21 protein-coding genes and 1 tRNA gene are annotated in these 21,016 nt (G+C 59.9%); 9 read left to right on the top strand and 13 right to left on the bottom strand.

Annotated elements, in window-relative coordinates; all coding sequences use genetic code 11:
* Nucleotides 1-2: 2 nt before the first annotated feature.
* On the bottom strand, nt 3-395 hold the full coding sequence (locus TRL7639_RS14785) for a cytidine deaminase (RefSeq protein WP_085796635.1): 393 nt from the start codon (nt 393-395) through the stop codon (nt 3-5).
* A 176-nt stretch (nt 396-571) separates the two neighbouring features.
* Entirely contained in the window at nt 572-1,657 is a 1,086-nt protein-coding gene (locus TRL7639_RS14780; protein WP_085796634.1) for a cupin domain-containing protein, read from the bottom strand.
* A gap of 157 nt (nt 1,658-1,814) precedes the next feature.
* Here TRL7639_RS14780 and TRL7639_RS14775 point away from each other — a divergent pair, with 157 nt between their 5' ends.
* The gene (locus tag TRL7639_RS14775; protein ID WP_085796633.1) at nt 1,815-4,088 is read left to right on the top strand and encodes an NADP-dependent malic enzyme; all 2,274 of its coding nucleotides are present in this window, start codon (nt 1,815-1,817) and stop codon (nt 4,086-4,088) included.
* A 52-nt stretch (nt 4,089-4,140) separates the two neighbouring features.
* Here TRL7639_RS14775 and TRL7639_RS14770 read toward each other — a convergent pair whose 3' ends face one another.
* Nucleotides 4,141-4,506, bottom strand: a complete 366-nt coding sequence (locus TRL7639_RS14770) for a YMGG-like glycine zipper-containing protein (protein ID WP_085796632.1) — start codon at nt 4,504-4,506, stop codon at nt 4,141-4,143.
* A gap of 411 nt (nt 4,507-4,917) precedes the next feature.
* Between TRL7639_RS14770 and prpE the strand changes: the two genes are divergently transcribed.
* From prpE to TRL7639_RS14755, 3 genes are all read left to right on the top strand, one after another.
* On the top strand, nt 4,918-6,807 hold the full coding sequence (gene prpE, locus TRL7639_RS14765) for a propionate-CoA ligase PrpE (protein ID WP_085796631.1): 1,890 nt from the start codon (nt 4,918-4,920) through the stop codon (nt 6,805-6,807).
* A 208-nt stretch (nt 6,808-7,015) separates the two neighbouring features.
* Complete coding sequence (locus TRL7639_RS14760; RefSeq protein WP_085796630.1) at nt 7,016-8,446, top strand: amidase family protein; 1,431 nt, start codon at nt 7,016-7,018, stop codon at nt 8,444-8,446.
* 25 nt (nt 8,447-8,471) lie between these two features.
* Nucleotides 8,472-10,031 carry an acyl-CoA synthetase gene (locus TRL7639_RS14755; RefSeq protein WP_085796629.1) on the top strand — a complete coding sequence of 520 codons (1,560 nt, stop codon included), beginning with the start codon at nt 8,472-8,474 and terminating at the stop codon, nt 10,029-10,031.
* Nucleotides 10,032-10,536: 505 nt separating this feature from the next.
* On the opposite strand, the gene TRL7639_RS14750 is transcribed toward TRL7639_RS14755, so the two are convergent.
* Nucleotides 10,537-11,298 (bottom strand): NAD kinase, encoded by a 762-nt coding sequence (locus TRL7639_RS14750; protein ID WP_085796915.1) that lies wholly within the window; start codon nt 11,296-11,298, stop codon nt 10,537-10,539.
* Nucleotides 11,299-11,468: 170 nt separating this feature from the next.
* Between TRL7639_RS14750 and glyA the strand changes: the two genes are divergently transcribed.
* Nucleotides 11,469-12,764: a serine hydroxymethyltransferase gene (glyA, locus tag TRL7639_RS14745; RefSeq protein WP_085796628.1), complete on the top strand. Its 1,296-nt coding sequence runs from the start codon at nt 11,469-11,471 to the stop codon at nt 12,762-12,764.
* A gap of 152 nt (nt 12,765-12,916) precedes the next feature.
* Here the strand turns inward: glyA and TRL7639_RS14740 are convergent, their stop codons facing one another.
* The 4 genes from TRL7639_RS14740 to TRL7639_RS14725 form a co-directional block, all read right to left on the bottom strand.
* Entirely contained in the window at nt 12,917-13,201 is a 285-nt protein-coding gene (locus TRL7639_RS14740; protein WP_085796627.1) for a YiaA/YiaB family inner membrane protein, read from the bottom strand.
* A gap of 70 nt (nt 13,202-13,271) precedes the next feature.
* Nucleotides 13,272-13,943, bottom strand: coding sequence for a PspA/IM30 family protein (locus TRL7639_RS14735; protein ID WP_085796626.1), 672 nt, complete (start codon nt 13,941-13,943; stop codon nt 13,272-13,274).
* Between the two features lie 94 nt (nt 13,944-14,037).
* Nucleotides 14,038-14,628, bottom strand: a complete 591-nt coding sequence (locus tag TRL7639_RS14730) for a TetR/AcrR family transcriptional regulator (protein ID WP_085796914.1) — start codon at nt 14,626-14,628, stop codon at nt 14,038-14,040.
* A 74-nt stretch (nt 14,629-14,702) separates the two neighbouring features.
* Nucleotides 14,703-15,077 (bottom strand): hypothetical protein, encoded by a 375-nt coding sequence (locus TRL7639_RS14725; protein WP_085796625.1) that lies wholly within the window; start codon nt 15,075-15,077, stop codon nt 14,703-14,705.
* A gap of 45 nt (nt 15,078-15,122) precedes the next feature.
* On the opposite strand from TRL7639_RS14725, the gene TRL7639_RS14720 reads away from it, so the two are divergent.
* On the top strand, nt 15,123-15,923 hold the full coding sequence (locus TRL7639_RS14720; protein WP_085796624.1) for an alpha/beta fold hydrolase: 801 nt from the start codon (nt 15,123-15,125) through the stop codon (nt 15,921-15,923).
* A 4-nt stretch (nt 15,924-15,927) separates the two neighbouring features.
* On the opposite strand, the gene TRL7639_RS14715 is transcribed toward TRL7639_RS14720, so the two are convergent.
* From TRL7639_RS14715 to TRL7639_RS14700, 4 genes are all read right to left on the bottom strand, one after another.
* Nucleotides 15,928-16,110: a hypothetical protein gene (locus tag TRL7639_RS14715; protein ID WP_085796623.1), complete on the bottom strand. Its 183-nt coding sequence runs from the start codon at nt 16,108-16,110 to the stop codon at nt 15,928-15,930.
* A 72-nt stretch (nt 16,111-16,182) separates the two neighbouring features.
* Complete coding sequence (locus TRL7639_RS14710; RefSeq protein WP_085796622.1) at nt 16,183-16,575, bottom strand: rhodanese-like domain-containing protein; 393 nt, start codon at nt 16,573-16,575, stop codon at nt 16,183-16,185.
* A gap of 136 nt (nt 16,576-16,711) precedes the next feature.
* Nucleotides 16,712-16,796: transfer RNA gene (locus TRL7639_RS14705), tRNA-Leu, on the bottom strand.
* A gap of 104 nt (nt 16,797-16,900) precedes the next feature.
* A complete protein-coding gene (locus TRL7639_RS14700) occupies nt 16,901-17,314 on the bottom strand; it encodes a tetratricopeptide repeat protein (RefSeq protein WP_370809040.1) in 414 nt (137 codons plus the stop codon).
* 512 nt (nt 17,315-17,826) lie between these two features.
* On the opposite strand from TRL7639_RS14700, the gene TRL7639_RS14695 reads away from it, so the two are divergent.
* Both TRL7639_RS14695 and TRL7639_RS14690 read left to right on the top strand, forming a co-directional pair.
* Complete coding sequence (locus tag TRL7639_RS14695) at nt 17,827-18,570, top strand: rhomboid family intramembrane serine protease (RefSeq protein ID WP_085796913.1); 744 nt, start codon at nt 17,827-17,829, stop codon at nt 18,568-18,570.
* Nucleotides 18,567-18,941 (top strand): GFA family protein, encoded by a 375-nt coding sequence (locus tag TRL7639_RS14690; protein ID WP_085796620.1) that lies wholly within the window; start codon nt 18,567-18,569, stop codon nt 18,939-18,941. Before TRL7639_RS14695 ends, TRL7639_RS14690 begins: the two co-directional genes overlap by 4 nt.
* Before the next feature lie 53 nt (nt 18,942-18,994).
* Here TRL7639_RS14690 and TRL7639_RS14685 read toward each other — a convergent pair whose 3' ends face one another.
* Nucleotides 18,995-19,780, bottom strand: a complete 786-nt coding sequence (locus TRL7639_RS14685) for an inositol monophosphatase family protein (RefSeq protein WP_085796619.1) — start codon at nt 19,778-19,780, stop codon at nt 18,995-18,997.
* A 176-nt stretch (nt 19,781-19,956) separates the two neighbouring features.
* Between TRL7639_RS14685 and TRL7639_RS14680 the strand changes: the two genes are divergently transcribed.
* Nucleotides 19,957-20,997, top strand: a complete 1,041-nt coding sequence (locus TRL7639_RS14680; RefSeq protein WP_085796618.1) for an NADP-dependent oxidoreductase — start codon at nt 19,957-19,959, stop codon at nt 20,995-20,997.
* The last annotated feature ends 19 nt before the right edge of the window (nt 20,998-21,016 follow it).

Below are 21,016 nucleotides of genomic sequence, written 5' to 3'. Positions count from 1 at the left end.
AGTCAGTTGCCCTCCATGTGCTCGGTTCCAAAGGCACCGGGCAAGAGCTCTCCGATCGTCATGGACTTTTCGAAGCCGTCCTGAGAAGCCATGGTCACCACAACATCCGGCGACCCAAACTCGGACAGCTTCTGACGGCAGCCACCACAGGGCGGCACCGGGAACGGGCTATCCGCGACCACATAAACTTCGGTCAGGCGCGTTTCGCCTGCAGCGACCATGGCCGCAATTGCGCCTGCCTCGGCGCAGGTGCCTTCGGGATAGGCCACGTTTTCGACGTTGCAACCCGAATAGATCTGGCCGTTCTGTCCTAGAATTGCTGCGCCCACCTTGAACCTTGAATAAGGCGCATAGGCCTTTTCGCGCACCTGTTCTGCAGCATCCTTCAAGCTCATGGCGATTCCCCAAATTTTGATCAATTGGTCAGAGTACGCCACCATAATCCGAATTGACCGCAGAGGTGAAGAGGTCACTCGGGGGAAGGTTTTTAGACTTTCACCAATGGCGGCGGGGGCTCTGCCCCCGGTCCCTGCGGGCCCTCCCCTGGGATATTTTTAGCAAGAAGAAGGGGTCAGGACAGTGTTGTCTTGAACGTGCCGGGCAAGGTCACTTCGAGCAGCTCGACATCATCGCTGGGGTCGGACAGGCGGGTGTTCATGCCGGGCGGGATGACAAAGGCGTCACCTTGCTCCAGAGCAAAGGGATCGCGGCCCTCCCCCTCGAGCGTCAGAGTGCCGTTCATCACAAAGGTAAAGTGGATGTCCGTATCATGGCTGGCCCATTGCGGCGCGCCCTCGCCCCGGCGCACGACCTGCACACCCGCCACGCCCTTGGTGTTTTCGGCAATCGTCGTGTCCCTGCAAATGAAGCCCGGCAGGCGGAATGGCATCCATTCCGCGCCGTCGGCCCGGTTATAGACAAAGCGCTGCCCATCCCATTCGCGGTCGGGGCGGTAATGCGGTGTTGGCAGCTCCATCTCGTGATCGATCTCGGTCACATGCTCGGCCGGAACGCCAATCTCGATGACTTGCACATTGTCGCTCGCTTCGAGCACGCGATGGCGAATCTCGGGCGGCTGAATGAAGCAATCCCCGGCAGTCAGGCGCATCTTGTCGCCCTGATCCTCGTAAACGACATCAACCCAGCCGTGGATGCAAAAGATCAGTTGAAAGCCCACCTTGTGGAAATGCACCATGTCCGGCACCGGCCCGCCATCAGGTATGCGGATGTGGCTGGCGATGATCGAGCCACCCAAACGATCCGGCACCAGATCACGATAATGCATGCCTGCGCGCCCGATGATCCAGGGCGCCTGATCCTTGAGGCGGCGCACAACAAAAGAGTGCACCGTTTCCGGCATCACCATCGGTGGGTTGCGGTCTTCGATCTCGATCACTGTGCCGTTGGGGGCGACCAAACGGCGATCACCACCTGCAAACTCATCGGGCGCGTCGGTCAGGATTCGGATCGTTCCGGGCGCTTCGGTGGCGTCCTTTTCCACGCGCAGGCGTAGCCCATGCCCAGAAAACACTGCTGTGCGCGGGTCGTCCGCAGGATAGATGGACTCCATCCGCATCCCCAAGGTTTTGGTAAAAAACGGAATGTCATCGCGCAATTCTTTGGTCGGCAAGCGCATTTCGGCTATTGTGTCGGGCATCGGCTCTCTCTCCTCTGGCGCGGACAGTGCCGCCGGGTAGACGGATTTGCAAGAAGTCGCCTGCGACAGGATTTCCGCCTTGCCTGCGGCCTGACAGGGTTTCCCCGACGTCAAAAATAGTTTAACGCTAAACTAAATTTCCGGAGGAGTGTTTCATATGTCCGAAAACCAGAGCCAGCGGCAGGCCGCACTGGACTATCACGAGTTTCCCAAACCCGGAAAGCTTGAAATCAAGGCAACGAAACCGATGGCCAATGGTCGCGACCTGTCGCGCGCCTATTCGCCGGGCGTGGCCGAGGCCTGTATCGAGATCAAGGAAGATCCGGCAACGGCGTCCCGTTACACCGCGCGCGGAAACCTGGTGGCAGTTGTGTCGAACGGGACGGCGGTTCTGGGGTTGGGCAACATTGGCGCGCTGGCCTCAAAACCCGTGATGGAGGGCAAGGCCGTCCTGTTCAAGAAGTTCGCCAACATCGACTGCTTCGACATCGAGGTGGACGAAAGCGACCCCGAAAAGCTGGCTGAAATCGTCTGCGCGCTTGGGCCAACCTTTGGCGCCATCAACCTCGAAGACATCAAGGCGCCCGACTGCTTCATCGTGGAAAAAATCTGCCGCGAGCGGATGAACATCCCGGTGTTTCACGATGACCAGCACGGCACGGCGATCGTTGTTGGCGCAGCAGCCAAGAACGCGCTGCATGTGGCGGGTAAGCGGTTCGAGGACATCAAGATCGTTTCGACCGGGGGCGGTGCCGCTGGCATCGCCTGCCTCAACATGCTGCTGAAACTCGGCGTGAAACGCGAAAACGTCTGGCTGTGCGACATCCATGGGCTGGTCTATGAGGGTCGAGCCGAAGACATGAACCCGCACAAGGCGGCTTTTGCGCAAGCCTCGGACCTGCGCACGCTGGATGATGTGATTGACGGGGCCGATCTGTTCCTTGGGCTGTCTGGCCCCAATGTCCTCAAGCCTGAGATGGTCAAGAAGATGGCGAAGCGGCCGATCATCTTTGCCCTGGCCAACCCAACGCCCGAGATCCTGCCGGATGCTGCACGCGACGTTGCCCCCGACGCAATCATCGCCACCGGTCGCAGCGATTTTCCCAATCAAGTCAACAACGTCCTTTGCTTCCCCTTCATCTTCCGCGGCGCGCTGGATGTGGGCGCGACCGAGATCAACGACGAAATGCAGATCGCCTGTGTCGACGGCATCGCCGAGCTGGCCCGCGCCACCACCAGCGCCGAGGCCGCAGCCGCCTATAAGGGGGAACAACTGACCTTTGGCGCGGATTATCTGATTCCAAAGCCCTTTGACCCGCGTTTGGTGGGCGTTGTTTCTTCGTCAGTTGCAAAAGCCGCAATGGAAAGCGGCGTGGCAAAGCGGCCCATCGAGGATCTTGAAGCCTACAAAGAGCAACTTAATCAAACGGTTTTCAAATCTGCTCTTCTTATGCGGCCAGTGTTCGAAGCAGCAAGCGCCGCATCCCGACGGATCGTATTTTCCGAAGGCGAAGACGAGCGGGTCCTGCGCGCGGCCCAAGCGATCTTGGAAGAGACCACCGAAACCCCGATTTTGATCGGCCGCCCCGAGGTCATCGAAGCCCGTTGCGAGCGCCTTGGGCTGTCCGTACGTCCCGGGCAGGATTTCCAGATCGTGAACCCGGAAAACGATCCGCGGTATTATGAATACTGGAATTCGTATCACGCGTTGATGCAACGGCGCGGCGTCTCGCCCGATTTGGCCAAGGCGATCATGCGCACGAATTCAACCGCCATTGGTGCGATCATGGTGCACAGGGGCGATGCCGACAGCCTGATCTGCGGCACCTTTGGCGAATACCGCTGGCATCTGAACTATGTCGAGCAGGTGTTGGGCAATGGCGATCTGCATCCGCATGGTGCGCTGTCGCTGATGATCCTGGAAGATGGACCTCTGTTCATTGCCGACACTCACGTGCGCCAGCTGCCCACCCCCGAGGAACTGGCCGAGATCACCATTGGCGCCGCCCGTCACGCCCGCCGTTTCGGTGTTGAGCCCAAGATCGCGTTCTGCTCGCAATCCCAATTCGGCAATCAGGCCGAGGGGTCGGGCAAGCGCCTGCGCGATGCCATCGCGCTGCTGGACGCCGAACCGCGGGACTTTATGTACGAGGGCGAAATGAACCTGGACACTGCTTTGGATCCCGAGCTGCGGCAGCGTATCTTCCCGAACTCGCGCCTGAAAGGCGCAGCCAATGTTCTGATCTTTGCCCACGCGGATGCCGCGAGCGGTGTGCGCAACATCCTAAAAATGAAAGCAGACGGAATCGAAGTCGGCCCGATCCTGATGGGCATGGGCAACAGGGCCCATATCGTGTCGCCGTCGATCACCGCGCGGGGATTGCTCAACATGGCCGCCATCGCAGGCACGCCGGTGACCCATTACGGATAAGACAATCGGGCGCTCTGACCGAGGTAAGTGGTTTTCAGAGCGCCCGACCTGATCAGCCGATGACCCGGTGCCCACGGCCCTGCATGCAGTTGATCAAAACATGACGGCGCGCTTCGTCTTCGTAATAGCTTCCCTCGGCCGCCCCAAGCAGACCGCCGATTGCGGCCCCCGCGAGAGCACCTTCGGTGCTTTCACCGCTGGCCGAGGTCAATCCACCGATCAAGGCGCCCGACACGGCCCCTCCCCCGATCGCACCCGCCTGCTTTTGCGGGTTGTAGTTCGCGGCCAAGGCCCGGCATTCGATCTCATCTTGTCCGAAATTGGCATTTCTCGTGCCATCCACAGCCAAAGGCCGAGACGTGGCATACTCGCCGCAAGTTGCCAATCCCAGCAGCCCCAACAACATGAACTTACGCATTTTCTGGTCTTTCAATTTGGGCCCGAGCACAAAAAGTTCCTGTACCCGGGCCCATACTCACGGAAACAGGGATGCCCTGCTGCGAAGGACATAAGTTTCGCGCCATTTGCCGTCAATGATGACAATAAATATTTCTTACCGACGAGCGGATCATGGCCGCACCTGACCACCCCCCCGGCTCTTTGAAACTGAGATTCGCAACAAGGGCCTGCGCAATTTTATGACTTTGCAAAGTTTGAATAGCTTGCAGAAATCCCTTAGCGAAACAGAAGCTTTGCAAAAATTTGCAAGTTACACTAACAGGTTCTGCAAAGAAATTGCGATAATCTGACGCTAGGTTCCGCTATTTTCTTGCCCCCCTCCCCGCGCCGGGCGTAACACATTCGCCAAGCCTAAAGTGAGGAGGACGCCGTGGCCTATCAGGACGTATACGACAGCTGGAAACAGGACCCTGAGGCCTTTTGGCTTGAGGCCGCAAAGGGCATTGACTGGGTCGAGGCCCCGACCAAGGCGCTCAACGATGATAACGCCCCGCTTTACGAATGGTTCACTGACAGCAAGGTAAACACCTGCTGGAACGCAGTAGACCGCCATGTCGAGGCCGGGCGCGGTGAGCAGACTGCCATCATCTATGACAGCCCGATCACCCACACCAAGCGCGAGATTTCCTATGTGGAACTGCGCAATCGGGTGGCCACCCTGGCCGGGGCACTGCGCGCCAAGGGCATCGAAAAGGGCGACCGCGTCATCATCTACATGCCGATGATCCCCGAGGCGCTCGAGGCGATGCTGGCCTGCGCCCGCTTGGGTGCGGTGCATTCAGTGGTCTTTGGTGGCTTTGCGTCGAACGAACTGGCTGTGCGAATTGATGATGCCAAGCCCAAGGCTATCATCGCCGCCTCGTGCGGGATGGAGCCGGGCCGCGTGGTCCACTACAAACCGCTGCTGGATGGCGCCATCGACCTGTCCGAGCACAAGCCCGACTTCTGCGTGATCTTTCAGCGCGAACAAGAAGTGGCACAGCTCATCGAAGGGCGCGATTACAACTGGCACGGCTTCCAATATGGCGTGGAACCGGCCGAATGTGTCCCGGTCGAGGGCAACCACCCGGCCTATATCCTCTACACCTCGGGCACAACGGGTGCGCCAAAGGGCGTGCTGCGTCCGACCGCCGGCCATCTGGTGGCACTGAACTGGACGATGAAGAACATCTACAACGTCGATCCCGGCGACGTGTTCTGGGCTGCCTCGGATGTGGGCTGGGTCGTGGGGCATTCCTACATTTGCTATGGCCCATTGATCCACGGCAACACCACCATTGTCTTCGAGGGCAAGCCCGTTGGCACGCCCGATGCTGGCACCTTCTGGCGGGTGATTTCCGAGCATAAGGTCAGCAGCTTCTTCACCGCCCCCACTGCCATCCGCGCCGTCAAACGCGAAGATCCCAAGGGCGAGTTGATCGGCGATTACGACATCTCCTGCCTCAAGGCGCTGTATCTGGCCGGTGAACGTGCCGACCCGGACACGATCGTCTGGGCGCAGGACGCGCTGAAGGTGCCGGTCATCGACCACTGGTGGCAGACGGAAACCGGCTGGACGATCGCAGGCAACCCGCTGGGGATCGAAGAGCTACCAACCAAGCTGGGCTCGCCCGCCAAGCCCATGCCCGGCTATGACGTGCAGATCCTGGACGAAGGCGGACACCAGATGAAGGCCGGAGAGCTCGGCGCAATTGCCGTCAAGCTGCCCCTTCCCCCGGGCACCCTGCCCGGCCTCTGGAATGCCGAAGAGCGGTTCAAGAAATCCTATCTGCAGCAGTTCCCCGGTTACTATGAAACCGGCGATGCAGGGATGATTGACGAGGACGGCTACCTCTACATCATGGCGCGCACCGATGACGTCATCAACGTCGCGGGCCACCGCCTGTCGACGGGCGGTATGGAAGAAGTTCTGGCCGGTCACCCGGACGTCGCGGAATGCGCCGTGATCGGGGTGACGGATCAGCTCAAAGGTCAGATGCCGGTTGGCTTCCTCTGTCTTAATGCGGGCGCAGGCCGGGATCACGGAGAAGTGGTGGCCGAAGTGGTCAAGCTGGTGCGCGAAAAGATCGGACCGGTGGCGGCCTTCAAGCTTGCGGTTGTGGTGGACCGGCTGCCCAAGACCCGCTCGGGCAAGATCCTGCGTGGCACGATGGTGTCGATCGCCGATGGCAAGGAATTCAAAATGCCCGCCACCATCGACGACCCCGCGATCCTGGACGAGATCAAGACGGCGCTGCAAACCATCGGTTACGCCAGCTGAAACACGTCACCGCGCCGGGCCGACAGGCCCGGCGCCCGGCCCAACGCTTCTGGGGGCGCATCTTTGATGCGTACCCAAGGGGCGGGAGCTCCCCCGTCCCGACACCACATTTCCTGAACTGCAATCCTCGGAAAAATGACGCCGCGATCACTCTGGTTTCGCTTGCCTTCTCCTGACCCGCGCCTAACCTGCGGGCGGGAGATTTTTCATGACCGATACCGATACCTGGCGCCTCAGCGCCTCTGAAACCGTTGCTCGCACCACCTCTGGCGACCTGACAGCCGAGGCCGCTGTGGACGCTGCCTTGACCCGCATGGACGCGGTCAACCCGAACCTCAACGCCGTTGTGGTGTCCTGCGCCGACGATGCCCGTGCGCGTGCGCTTGATCTGGATAAGGCCCGCGCATCTGGCGCGCCCACCGGCCCATTGCACGGCGTGCCCGTCACCATCAAGATCAACGTCGATCAGACCGGCTATGCCAGCAGCAATGGCGTGCCCGCGCTCAAGGATCTGATTGCCCCCGACGACGCCCCCCTCGTGCGCCACCTGCAGGATGCGGGCGCCGTCGTCATCGGCCGCACCAACACGCCCGAATTCAGCTTTCGCGCCGACACCGACAACCCGCTGCACGGTCGCACCCACAATCCTTGGGGCAAGCACGTCTCGCCCGGCGGTTCATCGGGTGGCGCGGGCTCGTCCATCATGGCGGGCATCGGCGCGCTGGCCCACGGCAATGACATCGGCGGCTCGCTACGTTTTCCGGCCGCCGCCAATGGTGCCGTCACCGTGAAACCCGGCCTGGGCCGCGTGCCCGCCTGGAACCCCAGCCAGACCGCCGAACGCGGTATGCTGGCGCAGAGCATGTCGGTGCAGGGCCTGATCTGCCGCACCGCGGATGATCTGCATCTGGCCATGCCGACCATGATCCGCCCCGACGCCCGCGATCCCTTCCACGTGCCCTTGCCCTGGCGCGGCGACGCTCTGGACGGCCCTATCAAGGTGGGCTTCACCAAAGAAACCTATGAGTTCGACCTCCACCCCGAGGTCTCACGTGCCCTCGACATGGCCCGGGACGCGCTCACCGATGCGGGATACCAGGTGGTCGAGGTCGAGCCACCCCACCTACGCGACTGCGGCATGGACGGCTATCGCACCCTGATGGGAGAGGTTCTGTCCCTGATGGGACCGGACATCGAAAAATTCGGCTCGCCCACCATCCGCGCGATCTTTGACGAATATTTTGAGCAATTCGCCCCCTATAAGGACACCGACATCCTGCGCATGATGGCCAAGCGCACATTCTACGCCCGCGCGTGGTCGGAGTTCCTGCAAGATTATCCGCTGGTGCTTTGCCCCTTCCTGCCACAGCCTTTCTTCGCGCCAGATCGCGACACCCAAGGGGCAGCAGGCGTGCGCGAGGTTCTGGGATCCGCTCTGTGGTCCTATTCCATGAACTTTATGGGCCTGCCCGCCGCCTGCGTGCCCACACATGTGGCCGAATTGCCCCAAGGCCCGCAACCGATGAGCGTTCAGATCGTTGCCCGTCGCTGGCGCGAGGATCTGGCCGTGGATGCCAGCGCCGCCATCGAGGCCCGCTTGGGTCGCATGTGCGACCTGCTGTGGCAACGCATGGGCTAAGGTTAGAGCAATAGGGAGGACAGACATGCAGATCACATCCGTGCTGCGCCGTGCCGTTCAGGTGAACCCAAAGGGCACCGCCACGGTTTTCAAAGACCGCTCACAAAGCTGGTCCGAGCTATTGGACCGGGTCCAGCGACTGGCCGGGGCCCTCCAGAGCCTCGGCATGACACCTGGCGACCGGGTCGCGCTCTTGTCACTGAACTCGGACCGCTTCATCGAATACTTCTTTGCAACCGTCTGGGGCGGTGGTGCGATGATGCCGATGAACATCCGTTGGGCTCCTGCCGAATGCGCCTACGCACTCAATGATGCCGGGGCCGAGATCTTGCTGGTTGACGATGCCTTTGCCACCGCCGCACCTGCGATCCAGGCTCAGGTCCCGGGTCTCAAGACACTGGTCTTCTGCGGTGACGGCGAAACCCCCGAGGGGATGGTCAACTACGAAGAGATCATTGCCGCTGCCACGCCGACCGCGGACGCGGACCGCAGTCATGACGATCTGGCGGGTATCTTCTACACCGGCGGCACAACAGGCTTTCCCAAGGGCGTGATGCTGTCGCAGACCAATTTCTACGTCAGTGGCATCTCGAACGCGCAGGAGCTCAAGGTGGTCGATGGCACGGTCTATCTACATGCCGCGCCAATGTTCCACATCGCTGACCTATTGTGGTTCATGGCCATCACATTTGTGGCGGGCACCCACGTGGTGATCCCCATGTTCACGCCCGAAGCCACGCTCGAGGCCATCGAGACACACAAACCCACGCATACCCTGCTGGTGCCCGTGATGCTCCAGATGATGCTGGCCTCGCCCAAACTGGCCGAGACCGACATCTCCTCTCTGGAGCTCATTGGATACGGCGCCTCGCCCATCACCGAGGCCACGCTGGCCGATGCCTTCAAGGCGTTTCCCAAGGTCGCCTTTATGCAGGCCTTCGGTCAGACCGAACTCAGCCCCGTTGCCACGGTTTTGGACAGCAAATACCACACGCTGGATGGGCCCAATGCCGGTAAACTGCGGTCCGCCGGGCGCGCCACCCGGGTCTGTGAGATCCAGATCGTCGACGAAGCTGGGCAGGCCCTGCCCGTCGGCGAGATCGGCGAGATCGCGGTCAAAGGTCCGATCACCATGCTGGGCTATTGGAACAAGCCCGATGCAACCGTCAAAACCCTTGTCAATGGATGGGTCATGACCGGCGATGCAGGATACATGGACGACGAGGGTTTCGTTTTCCTGATGGATCGCGTCAAGGATATGATCGTGTCCGGCGGCGAAAACGTCTATTCGGCCGAGGTAGAGAACGCCCTGGCGCAACACCCGGCGGTGGCCACAAGCGCGGTGATCGGCATCCCCTCCGAACAGTGGGGCGAAAGCGTACATGCCATCGTGATCCTGAACCCCGACATGCAAACCACCCCCGACAAGCTGATGGCACACTGTCACGAATTGATCGCCGGTTACAAATGTCCTCGCAGTATTGAATTCAGGACAAAGCCCTTTCCGCTCTCTGGCGCAAACAAGGTCCTCAAAACTGAACTGCGCAAGCCCTTCTGGGAAGGACGCGATCGCCAGATCTCATAAGGCTGTTGGCGGTCAGGCATGTCGGTGTTGACTGCGTTCTGCGATAACGCGCCGCGCACAGCGCGGCGCGCGGCCCAACGGGAGGAGGTTTTTCGCAAGAAAAATTGACGACGGGCGGGAGCACCCTGCCCTTTGGCACTCGGCTCCGAGACCGGCTCAGCGTTGCCGTGCAAGAGCTCTGTCGGCACTGGTTTGCGACCTCACGGAATGGAACCACAAACGGGCACAGAGCAGGCTAATTGCCCTGCCACCGCGAACGGCAACAGGGCCGATAATGCTGAAACAATCAGTCAGGTCGCTTTGCGTGCGAGCGCGACGACAGCCGCGCCCGCGTTTGCGCACCAATGCAAACTCTTGATAAACACGGCACAACAAACCACTCACATCATGTTGTGCGACGCTACACCCAACCTGAATTCAGGTTACTCGGCACATACTTTAGTGACTGTGAGTTTGTTCACAAAAACGCAAATAAACTCCTAAGACCCAAGGGTACGCCGGTGTTTCAGGTGAATTGTTCCGAGATTAGCCGCTCTTCAAGCCCGTGACCCGGATCAAAGAGAATACGGTGCCCTATCGAAGGTTCGGAACGAATTTCCACCCAGTCGATGTCGCTGATCGAAATGGAATCCGCATCCGCCATCACCGGACGCTTGTCCGGGTCCACCACGTCAAAGCGCACTTTGGCGGTTTTGGGCAACAGCGCTCCCCGCCAGCGCCGCGGGCGAAAAGCGGCAATTGCCGTCAGCGCCAAGACATCAGATCCGATCGGCAATATGGGGCCATGCGCAGAATAGTTGTATGCGGTGGAGCCCGCCGGAGTTGCGACAAGCGCCCCGTCACAGACAAGTTCGGCCAGTCGCACCCGGTCGTCGACGGAAATCTTGAGCCGTGCCGCCTGGGGGCCTGCCCGCAGCAGCGAGACTTCGTTGATGGCCAGCGCCTCATGCATCTGTCCCGCTTGATCCATGGCGCGCATCGACAACGGGTTGATGATCTCTAGCTCGGCCTCTTCCAGCCGCTCCAGCAAATCAGCCTCGTTATATTCATTCATCAGAAAGCCGATGGTGCCCCGATTCATGCCATAAACGGGCGCGGGGAGATGCTGTGTGTTGTGCAGCGTGCGCAGCATATGCCCGTCCCCTCCCAGGGCGACAATAATGTCAGCATCCCGTGGTGCTGCATTGCCGTATCGGCCAATCAAAGCGGCCCGGGCGGTTTGCGCCACCGGAGCGTCGCTGGCCAAAAAGGCGATTCTCTTGGTCATGTTTTCAGGTTTCCGGTGCTGCGCATTCGGTTCCGAAACAATCATACCTTTCCCCCAGAGACCAGCCTTGACGCCGCAGTTGGCCAATTCGTCGCTTTACGGTCTTTCTTGCCCCCATGGTTTCCGATAGGAAATCCGCCAACAGACACCCCCAGTTGATTGGAGCCACAATGACTGCCGAAATTCGTGACCCCGGGTTTTTCACTGAATCGCTCGCCACACGTGACCCCGAGCTCTTTGGTTCGATCACGTCCGAGCTGGGTCGCCAGCGCGACGAGATCGAGCTGATTGCATCCGAGAACATCGTCTCTGCCGCCGTGATGGAGGCGCAAGGCTCGGTCCTGACCAACAAATACGCCGAAGGCTACCCGGGTCGTCGCTATTATGGTGGCTGCCAGTATGTTGACGTGGCTGAAAATCTGGCCATCGACCGCGCGAAAGAGCTGTTTGGCTGTGGCTTTGCCAACGTTCAGCCGAATTCGGGCAGCCAGGCCAACCAGGGTGTGTTCCAGGCGCTGATCAAGCCCGGTGACACCATTTTGGGCATGGATCTGTCGGCCGGCGGTCACCTGACCCACGGCGCCAAGCCGAACCAGTCGGGCAAATGGTTCAACGCCGTGCACTATGGCGTGCGCAAGCAGGACAACCTGATCGACTATGAGCAAATCCAGGAACTGGCAACCGAACACAAACCCGCGCTGATCATCGCCGGTGGCTCGGCCATCCCGCGTCAGATCGATTTCGCCAAATTCCGCGAAATCGCCGACAGTGTTGGCGCCTACCTGCTGGTCGACATGGCCCACATCGCGGGTCTGGTTGCGGCAGGCGAGCACCCCTCGCCCTTCCCGCATGCGCATGTGGCCACCACCACCACGCACAAGACCCTGCGCGGCCCGCGCGGCGGCATGATCCTGACCAATGACGAGGCGATCGCCAAAAAAGTGAACTCGGCGATCTTCCCCGGCATCCAGGGCGGCCCGCTGATGCATGTGATCGCAGGCAAGGCCGCCGCCTTTGGCGAGGCGCTGCGCCCCGAGTTCAAGACCTATCAGAAGCAGGTGCGTGCAAACGCCGTGGCCTTGGCCGATCAGCTGGTCAAGGGCGGGCTGGACATCGTCACCGGTGGCACAGACACCCATGTTCTGCTGGTTGACCTGCGTCCCAAGAAAGTGACCGGCAACATTGTGGATGCGGCCTTGGGTCGTGCGCACATCACCACCAACAAGAACGGCATCCCGTTTGACCCGGAAAAGCCCACCGTCACCTCGGGCATCCGTCTGGGCACCCCTGCGGGCACCACCCGCGGCTTTGGTGAGGCCGAGTTCCGTGAGATCGCCGACCTGATCATCGAAGTGGTCGACGGTCTGGCAGCCAACGGCGCAGACGCCAACGGCGACGTGGAAGCATCGGTTCGCGAAAAAGTGGCTGCCCTCTGCGCCCGCTTCCCGCTGTACCCGAACCTCTGATCCTTCACGATCATGACATGAAAACGGCGCCCCAACCGGGCGCCGTTTTTCGTTTCCGGGGGTGCTCCCGCCCCTTTTGCCTGCATCAGAGATGCCCGCAAAAGCGTTGGGCCGGGCGCCGGGCCTGCGGCCCGGCGCGCCACCGCCCTTAATCAGATGTCCGTTTTGCTGTCCAGGATCGCCTCTTCCAGCATCTTTTCATTGCGCGCCTCTTCAATGCGGCGAATGCGGTCCTCGGACGAACGATGGTCAAAGCGGTACTTCACCACGTTGATCAGGCTGATCGTCAGCAGCAGGATCCCCATACCCCAGTAGCCTTTGGTGGCCAGCGGCACTTCGGTCGAAAGCCACAGTGATACACCCAGCAGGCCATAGGCCATCAACACGCCTGCGCCGTTCAGCATCAAAATCAGTGCATTGTCATTACGATCAGTCATGGAACTTGTACTCCGGTTTTTCAAATGAGTTGAGAATTAGCCATCAATTCTGGCGAGTTTTGGATCAGTTTTAGTCTTTTAGGCGGCCCAGTACGTCAGCAGCGGTCGAGCGGTTTTTCTCGCCAAACCCGGCCTCTTCCATCCGGGCGGCAATGTTGGTGTGATCCAACCCCTGGTCGATCTCGGCCAGGATCTGGCTTTGTTCAAAGGGGTCCTGGGCCTGCAGAACACCTGCGATCAGCTCTTGCGCCTCATCCATCGGGCTGTCGCCGCCAAGATGACGGTTCAGGCGCTTTTGCATCCCCTGCTCGCGGCGCACGGCCCGGGCGGACAGCGCCCCTTGCTTGAGGTCGATCAGGCGGCGGTTTGCGGTCTCGATGGATTGGCGCAACTGCAGGATGCGCATGTCGAGGCGATCCACCGTCTGCTGACGCGTCACGCTTTCGTTTTCCAGATCAGCCACCGCCTGGGCCGCGCTTTGGGCCAAATCTTCGCGCCCTGCATTCAGCGCCTCTTTGGCGCGGGTCAGCAGATCGTCGGTCCGATCTTTCAGGCCATCCAACTGGCGCTGCTCAGCGCGCTGCTGCTGGATCAGATTGGCCAGCGACAGCTTGGCCGCCTTGAGGCTTTGTGCCGCTTCGCGGATCTTCTGATCAATCAGTTCGATCGAGTATTCATCGCGCAGTTTTTCCTCGGCCCGCGCATTTGCACCCACAACCATAGTCTTCAAAGTTCTGAACATTTCGCATCCTCCAAATCGTGAACATCGTTCATAAAATGGATGTAGCAATTTCCTGAACGTCGTTCAAGAACTTTTATGAACGATGTTCACGAAACTATTCGTTTCCAATTCGGCGCAAAACAGCGGCGATCATCTGTTCGATCTGTTCCGGAGGTACGCCCGAGATGCGATTCTGCAGGCCCAAGAGGACAATCCCATGCACCGACGAGAACATCGCGCGGGTCATCAGGGACAGTTCCTGTTCGGCCATTTCGGGAAACAGCTCGGACAGGGGACGCGAGATATTGGCGAAGAGATCACCCAGAGCCGCGCGATACCAGGCAGGCACCCGGCCATCCTCGGACATGTCCAGATCAAACAGCGCCCGCCACAGGTTGGTGTGGTCCACTGCAAAGCCCAAGTAGGCGTGGCTCATCAGAATCAGGCGATCCACCGGAGGTTCGGTCCCATCGAACGAGCCGCGCACTGTTTCCCCCAAGGCCTGAAAGGTCAGGCCATTGACCGCCATGACAATGTCATTGAGATCCTCGAAGGCGTTGTAGATGGCCCCGACGGCACAGCCCGCATCCTTGGCCAGATCACGCGCCCGCAGCGCCGCCATGCCATCCCGTTCGATCCGTGCCTTGGCCGAGTGAACAAGCTTTTCCCGCAGCACCGCCTTGCGCTGTTCCGATTTGGTCGACATGAGCACCCCTGTTTCGTGAACCGCGTTCACCATTAACGCAGGCGCTCATGCAATGAAAGTCCGCCGGGGTCGACTTAGATCAAGTCGCGCCACATCAGGAGCATGATCAACAGCGCTCCGAACAGCAGGATGTTGAATGCCAGAGCGCCAAAGGCACCCAACCACCACCCTTTGCGACGATCCGCGACGTCGATGTTGCGCAGATGCTCTTGAACCTCACGCGCGGCTTTTGCCAAGGCGGGTGTATCCAGCGTCAGGCGCAGTTTCGGGTGGGTTGCCATCCCTTCGACTTTCGCCAGTTTGGTGGCCTGGCGATAGATCCGTCGCGGCAAACGGTGACGTGCTTTGCGCAGGGCCTTGCTCAAGTCCTTACCGCTTACGCCCAATTGCGCCCTGAGCAGGGCGACGGTTTCCGCGATCTGATCCTGAACGGCAATGGGTTCTGACATATTGGCCTCCGGCGGGCACCCTACCCTGCCTTAGAGGCGGCCTCAATGGGGGTGGTCGCGGAGGCGCCCTGCGGGTATCACCGGAGCATGTTGAACTGGATCACCCACGGCACCCCGACCGACCGCCCGCCCCTTGTCATTGCTCATGGCCTTTACGGCTCGGGCCGCAATTGGGGCGTCATCGCAAAGCGCCTGTCGGATGAACGGCAGGTGATCGCCGTGGACATGCGCAACCATGGCAGCAGCCCACGCAAGGCGGTGCATGATTACCCCGCGTTGGCCGGTGACCTGGCCGAGGTGATCGGTGAATTTGGCGGGACGGCAGACGTCATCGGACATTCGATGGGCGGCAAGTCGGCGATGACTTTGGCGCTGACGCATCCCGCGGCCGTGAACAAGCTGATCGTCGCCGATATCGCACCAGTGGCCTATACCCACACACAGATCCAATTCATTGAAGCCATGCGCGCCGTAGACATGGACCGGGTCGAGCGTCGCTCGGATGCAGAGGCGCAGTTGGCAGAACTGGGTGTGGAAAAAGCGCTCCAGAGCTTTTTCACCCAATCGCTCGATATCCCCAACAAGGGGTGGAAGCTGAACCTGGACGCGCTGGCCGATCAGATGCCCAACATCATGGGCTTTCCGGATGTCTCCACGTCGTGGCCCGGCCCGACGCTGTTTCTGTCGGGCGCGGCGTCGGACTATGTGCTGCCCGAGCACCGAGAACGAATCAAGGCGCTGTTCCCACAGGCCCGGTTTGCCAAAATCCCAGGCGCTGGCCACTGGCTCCACGCAGAAAAGCCGCGCGAGTTCGAGGCGGCCGCGCGGCTATTCCTGAACGCCTGAAGCGTCAGTTCTGGTAAAGCCGTTTGGCGATCAACCAGGACGCCGGCGCCGCAACGACAGCACCTATGGCAGCCGCCCCCACAATCGCAGGCACTGTCACCATTCCTGCAGACAGAACCGCGATCACCGCGGTCCCGGAAATAGCTGTGGCAACAAGAGCATAAAGCATGGATGCAAGGCGGAACATGGGCTGGGCCTCCTGAATTGAATAGGTTGCCCAAGCTCTAGCCCGCCTTGAAACGCGACACCTTGATCTGTGTCACATACCCGGATCTGCCGGTTCAACCATGGCTCCGCCTGAGGCCTGCCAATCCGAAAGCCCACCAACGTTGTAGACGCTCTGGTACCCCATATCCTTGAGCAGCTTACCTGCCAGAGCCGCGCGCCCGCCGCTGGCGCAATGAATGACGATCACACGGTCCTTGCGCAACTCTGGATCGTGGAACTGCGTTGCCGCATCTGCTCGGAACTCCAGCATCCCGCGCGAGACGTGGTGCGAACCCTGCGCTCGCCCTGCATTTTCCAATTCAAGCCCGTCGCGCACATCCAACAAAAGCGCCCCTTCGGCCACCAGATCTTGTGCTTTCTTTCCGTCAATCCGCTCGACCACTGCATTTGCCGCAGCCATCATCTGTTGCACCGTCAACGCCATTTGTTCTCTCCTGATAAGCTTTGGCCAGAAGATAACATGCAACTTCTTGCAAGTGTAGAGTCCACCGACCAACAACTTCACACCCGGTCAAAGGTTCTGACCTTGCAATATACTTACATGGTTCAAGAAGTTTTGCTGGTACGGGCGGTGGGACTCGAACCCACACGGCCTAAGGCCTTCGGATTTTAAGTCCGATATGTCTACCATTCCATCACGCCCGCACACCGGCACCTTTAGCTCTAGACGGGCTGTGGCGTGACCTCAATCTGATAACTCGGATTTTTCACAATTTTTTGTCCAATTGGTCAAACATATATGATTTTCATCAGATGTCCTGACCTTTTGGCGCAAGCGCCCCGCCTGCGTCAAGCATCCCACGCTCAGGAAGCCAGGGATTCATTTCTAGTGCGGATTGCAACGTCTCGCGCGCTTCGTCAATGCGGTTCAAACCCAACAAGGAAAGCGCCCGCCCACTGAGGGCCGCAACGTGATCAGGTGACAACGCCAACGCCTGGTCTAAGTCAAGCAGAGCGGCCTGGAAATTCTGGCTCAGGAAATGGACAAACGCGCGCTGGTTGTACCCTTCGGCATACTTCGGACAGTATGCAATCAGCGCATCAAAATCTTCGCGTGCGCCAAGCAGATCCCAAGCTGCCCGTTTTGCCATCCCACGATCCAAAATCGACTGCGCTTGTTCGTTTGGAGCGTCGGCCCAATAAGTCCACATCTTGTTGGACACAATCCGAGCCTCCTGCTCGGTTCTGGCGGCTTGTATTTCTGACATCAACGCAGTCAGAGCTTCCGAGTGATCCGGTGCTTGCGGGCATCTATCCGCCCATACAGGAGCTGCAATCAAGCACAGCGCGGTCGAAAGGTGCAAAAAATGTCGCATGACCATAGGCTGCTACAATTCCGGATAAGGTCAATTCACATTTTCGAGCGTCACCAAGCTCAGGGTTTCATACTCTCATCCATCGCTGATCGAAATCGAGGCGGTTCTTATTGGGCAAGATATCAGGCAAAACAGGCGCATCCTGGACGAAATTCCATTGCACCTGTCCAAATCGAAACTGCGGGACAGTGTGCTATCAACCGCGTCCGGTCGTTTCTCGGGATCAGATCATACTCATGTATCAGCCGATACGTTTCACCTGTGCCGACGGCACCGGCCCCCGAGGAAATGCAGCTCTTCTGAGGCACGCGGCTTAACCGCTCTTGACGCTGAGCGGCTTTGGGCTCAGCGTCGGCCTCATGTTACCCATCCGCGACCACAACCCGTCCGGGCGCACGCCCTATGTCGTCTATGCGCTTATGGCGATCAATATCGTGATCTTCCTCAGCTATGTCGGCATCCTGAACGACGCCCCACAGATCAATAGGTTCTTCTTTGATTGGGCCCTGATCCCGGCCCGCACGGCAGACGGATTTGCACCCGAGACGCTAATCAGCTCGATGTTCTTGCACGGCGGCTGGATGCATCTGGCGGGCAACATGCTGTTTTTGTGGATCTTTGGCGACAATATGGAAGATGAGATGGGGCATATCCCCTTTCTGATCTTCTATCTGATCAGCGGCGTGGGCGCTTCTTTGCTGCATGTGGTGGTCTCCCCCTCATCCACGGTTCCACTGGTCGGTGCATCTGGGGCCATTGCAGGCGTCATGGGGGGGTATCTGCTGCTCTTTCCCAAGGCTCGCGTAGATATTCTGCTGATCTTGATCATCTATTTCAGAGTTTTTTCGATCCCTGCCTTTGTCATGCTGGGCGTCTGGCTTGGGATGCAGTTCCTGGGCGGCATTGGATCAAACCCGGACGAAGGCGGCGTCGCTTATTGGGCGCACGCAGGCGGCTTTTTCGTGGGCCTCGTGCTGAGCATACCACTTTGGATCAAACGCGGCGGTGTCGCCTTCTGGGACCGCACCCACGGCCACCCGCCCCACCCCGAGCATGAGTATCGCTTTTCCACCTCCCGTATTCCAAAGGTCCCCCGCAAATGACCGAAACTCTGACCGCCAGCTGTCATTGCGGCGCAGTCAAGCTTGAGGCCGAATTCCCCCAAGGCCTCGCTTCTGCTGCCCGCTGCGACTGCTCTTTTTGCCGCCGCCGGGGGGCCGCAGCCGTCACCGCCATCGCTGCCAGCCTGCGTGTAACCAAAGGGGTCGAGAACCTGACGCTCTACACTTGGGGAACGGGCACAGCAAAGCACCATTTCTGCAAGATCTGCGGCATCTATACCCACCATCAACGTCGTTTGGACCCGTCAGAATGCGGCGTGAACCTGGGCTGTATTCAGAACGTCAATCCGCGTGACCACGACCCGATCCCCTGGCACGATGGCGTTAATCATCCCTCTGACCGGGCCAAATAAAAAAGGAGCCCTACGGCTCCTTCTATTCATCCCGAATGCGACCGGACCAAACCTCAGCCGCGGATCACCTTGGCAAAGGTTTCAAAGATCGGCTCATTGGCACAGATCACTTCGCCATCCGACAGGATGTGCCCTTCGGGGTCGATGGCTTGCGCAAAACCGCCTGCTTCTTTGACGATGATGATACCTGCGGCCATGTCCCAGGCGTTCAGACGACGCTCCCAGAAGCCTTCGTAGCGGCCAGCAGCCACATACGCCATGTCCAAAGCGGCAGACCCCCAGCGGCGCACACCGGCGCAGGTCGGCATCAGACGCGCCAGATCCTGCAAGGTCGCTGGCAGATCAGAGCGCCCACCAAACGGCAGGCCGGTGGCAAAGATCGATTCGATCATGCGATGACGGCCCGACACGCGGATGCGGCTTTCGTTCATCCAGGCGCCTGCGCCCTTTTCGGCAAAGAACATTTCGTCCTTGGCCGCGTCATAGATCACGCCCGCCACGATCTTGCCTTTGTGTTCCAGTGCAATCGAAATCGCCCAATGCGGCAGACCGTGCAAGAAGTTGGTGGTACCATCCAGCGGATCCACGATCCAGCGGCGGGTTGGGTCTTCGCCCTCGATCTCACCGCCCTCTTCGGCAATCCAGCCATAAGTCGGGCGCGCGCCCAGCAGTTCTTCTTTCAGGATCGCCTCGGCCGCGATGTCTGCCTTGGAGACAAAGTCCCCGGCGCCTTTCATCGACACCTGCAGGTTTTCAACCTCGCGAAAGTCTTTCACAAGGGAACGGCCTGCTTTGCGCGCGGCCTTTTGCATGATGTTGAGGTTTGCACTGCCAATCATCGGGTGGGCTCCTGTTCGGTCAGATCGCGCGTATACTTGGACAAGGCCCACTTGCCAAGAGGCAGCTTTTGCATGGCTGCCCCCGTACTTTTGCTTATCGTCGCGTTATACGCCGCGCCGCCTTGCCTTGTGCGTGCAGTCCCCTAACCTGCCCTGCAACAGGGAGGAGACCGAAAATGACCGAACAGATGTACCGCGTGGCCCTGGCCAGCCGCCCCACCGGCGCGCCTGAAGCCGCGAATTTCAGCTATGAAAACGCACCGATCCCGACCCCCGGCGACGGAGAGGTGCTGGTCCGTGTGCATTACATGTCGCTTGACCCTTACATGCGGGGTCGGATGGACGACGCCAAATCCTATGCCGCGCCCGTACCCATCGGCGGCACGATGGAAGCTGGCGGCGTGGGCGAAGTCCTCGCCTCGAACAGCCCGCATTTTGCCCCCGGAGACTTCGCCTTTGGCATGTTCGGCTGGACCACCCATGGCGTGCAACCTGCCAATATGCTGCGCAAGATCGATCCGACCCAGATGCCGATCACAACAGCGCTCGGAGTTCTGGGCATGCCCGGTTTCACCGGTTGGTATGGCCTGACCGAATTGGGGCGACCCAAGGCCGGAGAGACACTGGTTGTCGCTGCGGCCACCGGGCCGGTGGGGTCGATGGTGGGCCAGGTCGCGCGACTGGCGGGGCTGCGCACCGTGGGCATCGCAGGGGGCGCCGACAAGTGCAGGCTTGCAACCGAGACCTTCGGCTTTGACGCCTGCCTTGATCATCGCGCCTACCCGGATGCCAAATCACTGCGCGCTGATTTGAGAGAGGCCTGCCCCGATGGCGTCGACATCTATTTCGAAAACGTGGGCGGCAAGGTACTTGAAGCGGTGATGCCGGTGATGAACCCCCATGGCCGCATTCCGATCTGCGGCATGATCAGCTGGTACAACGCAGGCGGTTTGGGTGCGGGCGCACGGGATGCAGGTCTCACTGCACCCGGGCTGTGGCGCAATATTCTGGTCAACTTCCTGAGCGTGAACGGCTTCATCATCTCGAACCACTTTGACCGCTACCCCGCCTTCCTGACTGAAGTTGCGCCCAAAGTTGCCAGCGGCGAACTGCGTTATATCGAAGATATCGCAGAAGGGCTCGAAAACGCCCCAACCGCCTTCATGTCGATGCTGGGCGGTGGCAACATGGGCAAACAGATCGTCAAAGTAATCTGACAGATCCGTATAACGGAAC

It is taken from the genome of Falsiruegeria litorea R37 (assembly GCF_900172225.1).
Lineage (GTDB): Bacteria > Pseudomonadota > Alphaproteobacteria > Rhodobacterales > Rhodobacteraceae > Falsiruegeria > Falsiruegeria litorea.
The sequence above is the reverse complement of the archived record's forward strand: the minus strand, read 5'-3'. Positions and strand labels throughout refer to the sequence as shown.